At 76.4% G+C, this 7,461-nt stretch carries 6 protein-coding genes; 4 read left to right on the top strand and 2 right to left on the bottom strand.

The window, feature by feature from the left end:
• Positions 1-119 precede the first annotated feature (119 nt).
• Entirely contained in the window at positions 120-986 is an 867-nt protein-coding gene (locus ACWGKU_RS39500; RefSeq protein WP_401055003.1) for a C40 family peptidase, read from the top strand.
• On the opposite strand, the gene ACWGKU_RS39495 is transcribed toward ACWGKU_RS39500, so the two are convergent.
• Entirely contained in the window at positions 970-1,995 is a 1,026-nt protein-coding gene (locus tag ACWGKU_RS39495) for a PfkB family carbohydrate kinase (RefSeq protein ID WP_452179539.1), read from the bottom strand. The genes ACWGKU_RS39500 and ACWGKU_RS39495 overlap by 17 nt on opposite strands.
• A 443-nt stretch (positions 1,996-2,438) precedes the next feature.
• Between ACWGKU_RS39495 and ACWGKU_RS39490 the strand changes: the two genes are divergently transcribed.
• The gene (locus ACWGKU_RS39490; protein WP_380545947.1) at positions 2,439-3,506 is read left to right on the top strand and encodes an NUDIX hydrolase; all 1,068 of its coding nucleotides are present in this window, start codon (positions 2,439-2,441) and stop codon (positions 3,504-3,506) included.
• A gap of 238 nt (positions 3,507-3,744) precedes the next feature.
• On the top strand, positions 3,745-4,623 hold the full coding sequence (locus ACWGKU_RS39485) for a DUF4184 family protein (protein ID WP_401054123.1): 879 nt from the start codon (positions 3,745-3,747) through the stop codon (positions 4,621-4,623).
• On the opposite strand, the gene ACWGKU_RS39480 is transcribed toward ACWGKU_RS39485, so the two are convergent.
• Positions 4,599-5,963, bottom strand: a complete 1,365-nt coding sequence (locus ACWGKU_RS39480; protein ID WP_359915229.1) for a dipeptidase — start codon at positions 5,961-5,963, stop codon at positions 4,599-4,601. The two genes, ACWGKU_RS39485 and ACWGKU_RS39480, sit on opposite strands and share 25 nt — an antisense overlap.
• Positions 5,964-6,139: 176 nt before the next feature.
• Between ACWGKU_RS39480 and ACWGKU_RS39475 the strand changes: the two genes are divergently transcribed.
• Positions 6,140-7,396 (top strand): geranylgeranyl reductase family protein, encoded by a 1,257-nt coding sequence (locus tag ACWGKU_RS39475; RefSeq protein ID WP_401054124.1) that lies wholly within the window; start codon positions 6,140-6,142, stop codon positions 7,394-7,396.
• The last annotated feature ends 65 nt before the right edge of the window (positions 7,397-7,461 follow it).

Here is a 7,461-nt window from a genome sequence, read left to right as displayed (position 1 = left end):
GGACCGGAAGCCGCGGCGTGCCGGGCGGGGACCCTGCCGACAAGCACGGCCAGTCCTGGCCGGTCACAGCAATCCGCTGCAGTCCGCAGCGATCCGCAGCAGTGAAGGAAGTCAGCACGATGACCACCGTCAACACCGGCGCGCCGGCGGCCGCCGGCGAACCGACCGGGCAGCAGCCCGCCGCCACCGTCCGTACCTCCCGTCCGTCCCGCACCGCGCGACTCCGTCGGGGGATAGCCATGGTGGCCGTGGTCGCGACCGGGGCGGGCGTGATCGGCCTCGGCCTCGGCGCCGGCCCCGCGGCCGCCGAGCCCGCCCCGGCGCACGCCGGGTGGGACGGCTCCAGGTACTGGTTCAAGAACAGCCAGGGGCAGTGGCGCTGGACCTCGCACTACAGCGTGTACGCGGCTCGCACCGGGGGTGGCTCCGCGTCCGCCGCCAAGGCCACGAGCGGCTCCGGCGGGATCCGGGAGGGCTGGGACGGCTCCCGCTACTGGTTCCGCAACAGCAAGGGCGAGTGGCGTTGGACCTCGCACTACGACATCTACCTGGACCGCACCGGCGGCGGCTCCTCGTCGGACTCCGCGGGCTCGGGCCACTACGACGACTCGGTCGCGGAGGACCGGGACGTCGAGACCGCCGTGCAGTTCGCCCTCGCCCAGCTGGGCGTACCGTTCCGCCGGGCCGGCAACGGGCCGGACGGCTACGACTGCTCGGGCCTGGTGCAGCAGTCCTTCCGGCGCGGCGGGATCGACCTGCCGCGCGTGGCCAACGACCAGTACGCGGCGACCACACCGATCGGGGCGAGCCAGTTGCGCCGCGGTGACCTGCTGTTCTGGGCGCCGGACGGGACCGCCCGGGGCATCCAGCACGTGGCGATCTACCTGGGCGACAACCGGTACGTCGAGGCCGCGCGGCCCGGGACCAACGTCCGGGTCTCGGGGATCAGCAGCGGCTACTACCCGGCGTTCATGGGGCGCCCGTAGCGGGGCCGGACGCCCGCCCGTCGGGGGTGCCGGGTCTGCCCGGTGCCCCCGGCGGGCGCTGAGCGGGCGGGGCCCGGTGCTCGCCGACGCGTGGTCGGAGGTCCGTCGGGCGGGGCACGGCGCCGCGGGCGCCGAGGCCGGTGACGGCGAAGGCCCCGGCGGCGACGGCGGTGGCGGCCGCCTCGGACAGCGCGGCGCCGCGGGCGAGCGCGGCGGCCAGGGCGCCGCAGAAGACGTCGCCGGCGCCGGTGGTGTCGACCACCCGGACGGCGGGGGCGGGCAGTCGGGCGGACGTTCCGTCCACGGCGACCAGCGCACCCTCGCCGCCGAGGGTGACCACGGCGCCCTCGGCGCGTTCGGCCAGGACCCGGGCGGCCTCGGCGACGTCGGCGGCGCCGGTGAGCTGGCGGGCCTCGACGGCGTTCGCGACGACCAGCGGGCGGCGTCCGGAGGGGCCGGCGTCCGGCAGGGCCCCGGCGGGGGCGGTGTTGTGCAGCCAGCGGGTGCCGCCCGAGGGGCCCGCGGCGGGGAGGGCGGCGGCGGTCGCCCGGATGCACTCCGCGGGGACCTCGTTGCTGGTCAGGACCACGTCGACGGGGAGCAGGCGGAGGCGGGTGAGCGCGGCGGTGACCTCCTCCGGGGTGAGGTGGGCATTGGCGCCGGGCACGACGACGATGCTGTTCTCGCCGGACGGGTCGACCAGGACGATCGCCTGACCGGTGGGCGCCCCCGGGTGGGTGAGTACGGCGCCCGTCTCGACCTGCGCGCCCCGCAGGTCGGCGAGCGCCGCCTCGCCCTCGGCGTCCCGCCCGACCTTGGCGACCAGGTGCGTCGCCGCCCCCAACCGGGCCGCGGCCACCGCCTGGTTGGCCCCCTTGCCGCCGAAGCCCCGGGCGGCGCCGGTGGCGAGGACGGTCTCGCCGGGGGAGGGGAGCACGGGGCAGCGGAGGACGCGGTCGGTGTTGACCGAGCCGATGACGACGACCCGACCGGCGGGAAGCAGCTTCATCGTTCCTCTGTACGCGGCGGGGCGCGGGTGGCGCAAGGAGGCGGGCGGTGGCGGGCGAACGCGGAGGCGAACGCGGGGCGGGCACGGTGTGAGCACAGAGCGGGCACAGGGCGTGCACGCGGGAGCGCGATGGTGCACGGGTGGGGGCGTGCGGAGCGTACGAGCGGGGCGCGCGCGGCAGGTCGACCCATCGGGCGCCCTGTGCTCCCGCCGTGGTGAAGGGGTGCAATTTTGATGTAGACCGGTCTGCATATTTCCGTCCACGGGCTCCTGACCTGGGCACATGCCGCTGTCACGGGGCAGACCGGGGCGTGGGGGCGGGCGCGCCGGGGAGGTATGGGGAGCGGCATGGCGCGGGTACCACCACGGGTGGCGCTGGTTCGACGGACGGGCGCGCTGCCCGGTGCGAACGGCATCGGGGGAAGTCGAGGGCAGGGGACGTTGTGATCGTCTGGGTCAATGGCACATTCGGGGCGGGCAAGACGAGCGCCTGCCGAGAGCTGGTGGAACTGCTGCCCGGGAGCGTGCTCTTCGATCCCGAGCTGGTGGGCTTCGGCCTGCGCCGGATGCTCCCGGCCGACCGGTTGGCGACGGTGTCCGACTTCCAGGACCTGGCGGCCTGGCGCCGGCTGGTCCCCGAGACGGCGGCGGCGCTGCTCGGTGAGGTCGGGGGCCCGCTGGTGGTCCCGATGACCCTGCTCAGGGAGGACTACCGGGACGAGATCTTCGGCGATCTGGCCTCGCACGGGATCACGGTGCACCACTTCGTGCTGGACCCTGAAGAAACGATCCTGCGCGACCGCATAGCCCACCGCGAGGAGTGCCCGGGCGATCCGCAGGGCAGCGAGCGGGTCCGCACCTGGTGCCTCGAACACCTGCCCCACTACCGCGCCGCCCGCCGCTGGCTGGTCGGGGACGCCCGGATGATCGACACCAGCGAGCTCTCCCCCCGGGAGACCGCGCACCGGATCGCCGAGCTGGTCCGGGTCGGCGCCGCCCGCTGTCCGATCGTCCAGACCCCGGACCCGACCGGGGACACCGTGGCCTCCGCCGTGCTGTTCTTCGACGAGCAGGACCGCGTGCTGCTGGTCGACCCGGTCTACAAGCCCGACTGGGACTTCCCCGGCGGCGTGGTCGAGCGCGGCGAGGCCCCCACCGACGCCGCCCTGCGCGAGACCGCGGAGGAGCTGGGCCTGCGCCTGGACCCGTCCACGCTGCGCTTGCTCGCCGTCGACTGGGAGCCGCGCACCGGCCCCCGCCGCGGCGGCCTGCGGCTGATGTACGACGGCGGCCTGCTGGACGAGGAGGGCCGGCAGCACCTGCTGCTCCAGCAGGAGGAGCTGCGCAGCTGGCGATTCGTCACCCTGGACGAGGCCGGCGAGCTGCTGCCGCCGGGGCGCTACCGGCGGCTGGCGGCCGCGCTGGACGCGCGGCGGAGCGGCGAGCTGCAGTACCTGGAGGCGGGGAGCCGGGTGGCCGTCGGGCTGGCGAGCACGGCGGACGCGGCGTAGGGCCGGTACGGCGGACGCGGCGCTACAGCCGGTGGGCGCTACGGCCGGTGGGCGCGGTCGGTCGGTCGGCGGGGCCGGTCGGTCGGCGGGGCCGGTCGGGGCGGGGCAGGGGCGTCGGGGCGGGATCCGTCGGCGCGGGGCGGCGGGCGGGGCGGGAGGCCGGCGTGGTGGCCCGTGGAACCCCACCCGGTGCACCTCCGGTGCGCCGTGCCGCGGTGGCGGGCGGGAGGATGGGGGCATGCCGTTCACGCTGAGCCATCCCGCCGCCGTCCTGCCCCTGCTGCGTGCCGCCGGCGCGCGCGGGCCCCTGGTGGCCTCGGCGCTCGTCGCCGGGTCGATGGCGCCGGACGTGCCGTTCTTCGCCGAGTCCCTGCTGCCCGGGGTGTACGCCCACGGCGGGCTGACGCACCGCTGGTGGGCGGTGCCGACGCTGGACGTGGCGGTCGCCGGCGCGCTGGTGGCCGGCTGGCACGGGCTGCTGCGCGGGCCGGTGGTGGCGCTGCTGCCCGAGCGCTGGGCGGGCGGCGCCGAGGCGCTGACCGCCCGCCGGGCTGCGGACACCCGGGACTCCGGGGACACCCAGGGCCCCACAGGCGTCGGGGCGGTCGGTGGCGCGGCGTGGTTCGCGGCCTCGGCGGCGATCGGCGCGGCCACCCACGTCGGCTGGGACGCGTTCACCCACGGGGGCCGGCTGGGGGTGCGGCTGCTGCCCGTACTGGACCGGCCGGTGGCCGGGGTCCCGCTGTACGAGGCGGTGCAGTACGGCAGTTCGGCGCTCGCCCTGGCGGCGCTGGGCGGCTGGGCGGTGCGTGCGGTGCGGGCCGTGGAGCCGGTGCGGCCGGCCGTGCGGCTCGCGCCCCGGACCCGGCGCGCGGCCGTCGCGCTGCTGGGCGCGGCGACGGCCGCCGGGGTGGTGCACCGGCTGAGCCCACTGCGGCGGAACCTGGTGCCGGAGGTCTGCTTCGGCGCCGGGGCCGGGCTCGCGGCGGGCGCGGTCGGGTACGCGGCGGTGCTGGCGGCCGCCCGCCGACTGCGCGGCGGACGGCCGGACGCCGTCGGGCGGGCTCCCCGCGGCGCCGCCCCGAAGGTCCGTCAGACGGAGCGCAGTTCGGCGTAGCGGCGGAGGAACAGCGCCTCGGTGAGGGCCATCCGCTCCAGCTCCTGCGGGTCGACGCTCTCGTTGACCGCGTGGATCTGGGTGGTCGGCTCCTCGACGCCGATCAGCACGATCTCGGCCTGCGGGTAGAGCGAGCGCAGGGTGTTGCAGAGCGGGATCGAGCCGCCCTCGCCGGAGGTGACCATCGGGGTGCCGAAGGCCTCGGCCATCGCCTCGCCCATCGCCTCGTACGCCGGGCCGCCGGTGTCGGCGCGGAACGGCGCGCCGTTGCCCTGGCGCTCGACGGTGAGCCGGGCACCGAGCGGGACCTGCGCCTCCAGGTGGGCGACCAGCGCGTCCTGGGCGGCGTGCGGGTCCGAGCCCGGCGCGACGCGCAGGCTGATCAGGGCCTTGGCGGTGGCCTGGACGGAGGAGGTGGCGCCGATCACCGGCGGGGCGTCGATGCCGAGGACGGTGACGGCCGGGCGGGCCCAGAGGCGGTCCGCGATGGTGCCGGTGCCGGTCAGGGCGACGCCGTCGAGCACCTTGGCGTCGGCGCGGAACTGCTCCTCCGGGTACTGCACGCCGGACCAGGTCTGGTCGGCGGTCAGGCCGGCCACCGCGACGTCGCCGTTCTCGTCGTGCAGCGAGGCCAGTATCCGGACCAGGGACTGGAGGGCGTCCGGGGCGGCGCCGCCGAAGGCACCGGAGTGCAGGTTGCCGGCCAGCGTGGTGACCGTGGCCTCGACGACCGTCATGCCGCGCAGCGAGGCGGTCACGGTGGGCAGGCCGGGGGCGAAGTTGCCGGTGTCGCCGATGACGATGGCGTCGGCGGTGAGCAGCTCGGGGTGGGCCTCGGCGTAGCGCTCCAGGCCGCCGGTGCCCTGCTCCTCGGAGCCCTCGACGATGATCTTCAGGCCGACCGGGTAGGCGTCGCCGTGGACCTGACGCAGCGCCCGCAGGGCGGTCAGGTGCATCAGGATGTTGCCCTTGCAGTCGGCGGCGCCGCGCCCGTACCAGCGGCCGTCGCGCTCGGTCAGCTCGAAGGCGGGGCTGAGCCAGGCGTCCTCGTCCAGCGGGGGCTGGACGTCGTAGTGGGAGTAGAGCAGGACGGTCGGCGCGCCCTCGGGGCCGGGCAGCTCGCCGTAGACGGACTGGGTGCCGTCCGGGGTGTCCAGCAGCCGGATGCCGGTCAGGCCCTCGGCGGCGAAGGCCTCGGCGACCCAGTGCGCGGCCTTCTCGCACTCCTCGACCGGGAACTGGCGCGGATCGGCGACCGAGGGGAAGGCGACCAGCTCGGCGAGGTCGGTGCGGGCACGGTCCATCAGGGACCGGACGGCGTCGGCCAGGGGCTGTGACATCGGGGCTCCGAGGAGACGGTCCGCCCTGGGGTGGAGCGGGCGGAGGAGGTGGTTTGCGGTAGTGCCGATCATAGGCGGGCGGAACGGGGAGTTCCGAGGGTGCGGGGTGAGCGGGTGGCGCCGGTGCGGGGGCGGCGCGCTCGCCAGGCGGGGCCGGACGCATAGGATTGCTCGACGTGACTGACTCCGGAAGCTCCGATTCCCGCAGCCCGCTCGACAGCCCGGCCGAGAACGGTCCGACCGACGACGCGGCCGCGCCGCTGGACGGCGTCTGGGACGTCGTGGTGGTCGGCGCCGGACCGGCGGGCTCCTCGGCCGCGCACGCCGCCGCGGCTCAGGGCCGCCGGGTGCTGCTGCTCGACAAGGCCGAACACCCCCGGTACAAGACCTGCGGCGGAGGCATCATCGGCCCCTCCCGGGACAGCCTGCCGCCGGACTTCCGGCTGCCGCTGCAGGACCGGGTGCACGCCGTCACCTTCGCCTACGACGGCAGGTACACCCGCACGCGGCGGTCCAAGCGGATGCTGTTCGGCCTGGTCAACCGTGACGAGTTCGACCTGCGCCTGGTGCAGGCGGCCAAGCAGGCCGGGGCGGTGCTGGTCACCGGAGTGACCGTCACCGGCGTCGAGCAGCGCGGCGGCGAGCACCGGACGGCGCTGGTGACGGCCGCCGACGGGCGGACCTTCGAGGCCCGTGCGGTGGTCGGCGCGGACGGCAGCGCGAGCCGGATCGGCCGGCACGTCGGTGTGACCTTCGACCAGATCGACCTCGGCCTGGAGGCGGAGATCCCGGTGCCGGCGCAGGTCGCCGCCGACTGGGCGGGCCGGATCCACCTCGACTGGGGCCCGCTGCCCGGCAGTTACGGCTGGGTGTTCCCGAAGACCGAGACCAGCAGCCTGACCGTCGGCGTCATCTCGGCGCGCGGCGACGGCGAGCGGACCAAGCAGTACCTCGCCGACTACATCCGCCGGCTGGGCCTGTCCGGGTTCACCCCCCAGGTCGAGTCCGGGCACCTGACCCGCTGCCGGGCCGAGGACTCGCCGCTCTCCCGCGGCCGGGTGCTGGTCGCCGGGGACGCGGCCGGACTGCTGGAGCCGTGGACCCGCGAGGGCATCTCGTACGCGCTGCGCTCGGGCCGGCTGGCCGGCGAGTGGGCGGTGAAGGTCGCCGAGGCGGGCGACGCGGCGGCGGTGCGGCGCGAGGCGCTGAACTACGCGTTCGCGGTCAAGGCCGGGCTGGGCGTGGAGATGCGCGCGGGCAAGCAGCTGCTGGGCGCCTTCGAGCGGCGGCCGTACCTGTTCCACGCGGCGGTCTGCCTGGTGCCGGCGGCCTGGCGGGCCTTCGCCCGGACCACCCAGGGGCACACCTCCTTCTCCCAGGTGCTGCGGCAGTACCGGGCCGCGCGGCGGCTGACGGCGATGGCCTCGCGGTAGCGCGGTAGCGCGGCCGTCGTGACGCGGGGCCGGTGCTCCTCCCCGGTGCGGGGACGAGCACCGGC

It is taken from the genome of Kitasatospora sp. NPDC054768, from assembly GCF_053612025.1.
The sequence above is the reverse complement of the archived record's forward strand: the minus strand, read 5'-3'. Positions and strand labels throughout refer to the sequence as shown.

What these genes read in the sequence shown, in the direction of transcription:
- ACWGKU_RS39500 (WP_401055003.1), top strand. Translation starts at nt 120, where the DNA reads ATGACCACCGTCAACACCGGCGCGCCGGCGGCCGCCGGCGAACCGACC.
- ACWGKU_RS39495 (WP_452179539.1), bottom strand. Translation starts at nt 1,995, where the DNA reads ATGAAGCTGCTTCCCGCCGGTCGGGTCGTCGTCATCGGCTCGGTCAAC.
- ACWGKU_RS39485 (WP_401054123.1), top strand. Translation starts at nt 3,745, where the DNA reads ATGCCGTTCACGCTGAGCCATCCCGCCGCCGTCCTGCCCCTGCTGCGT.
- ACWGKU_RS39480 (WP_359915229.1), bottom strand. Translation starts at nt 5,963, where the DNA reads ATGTCACAGCCCCTGGCCGACGCCGTCCGGTCCCTGATGGACCGTGCC.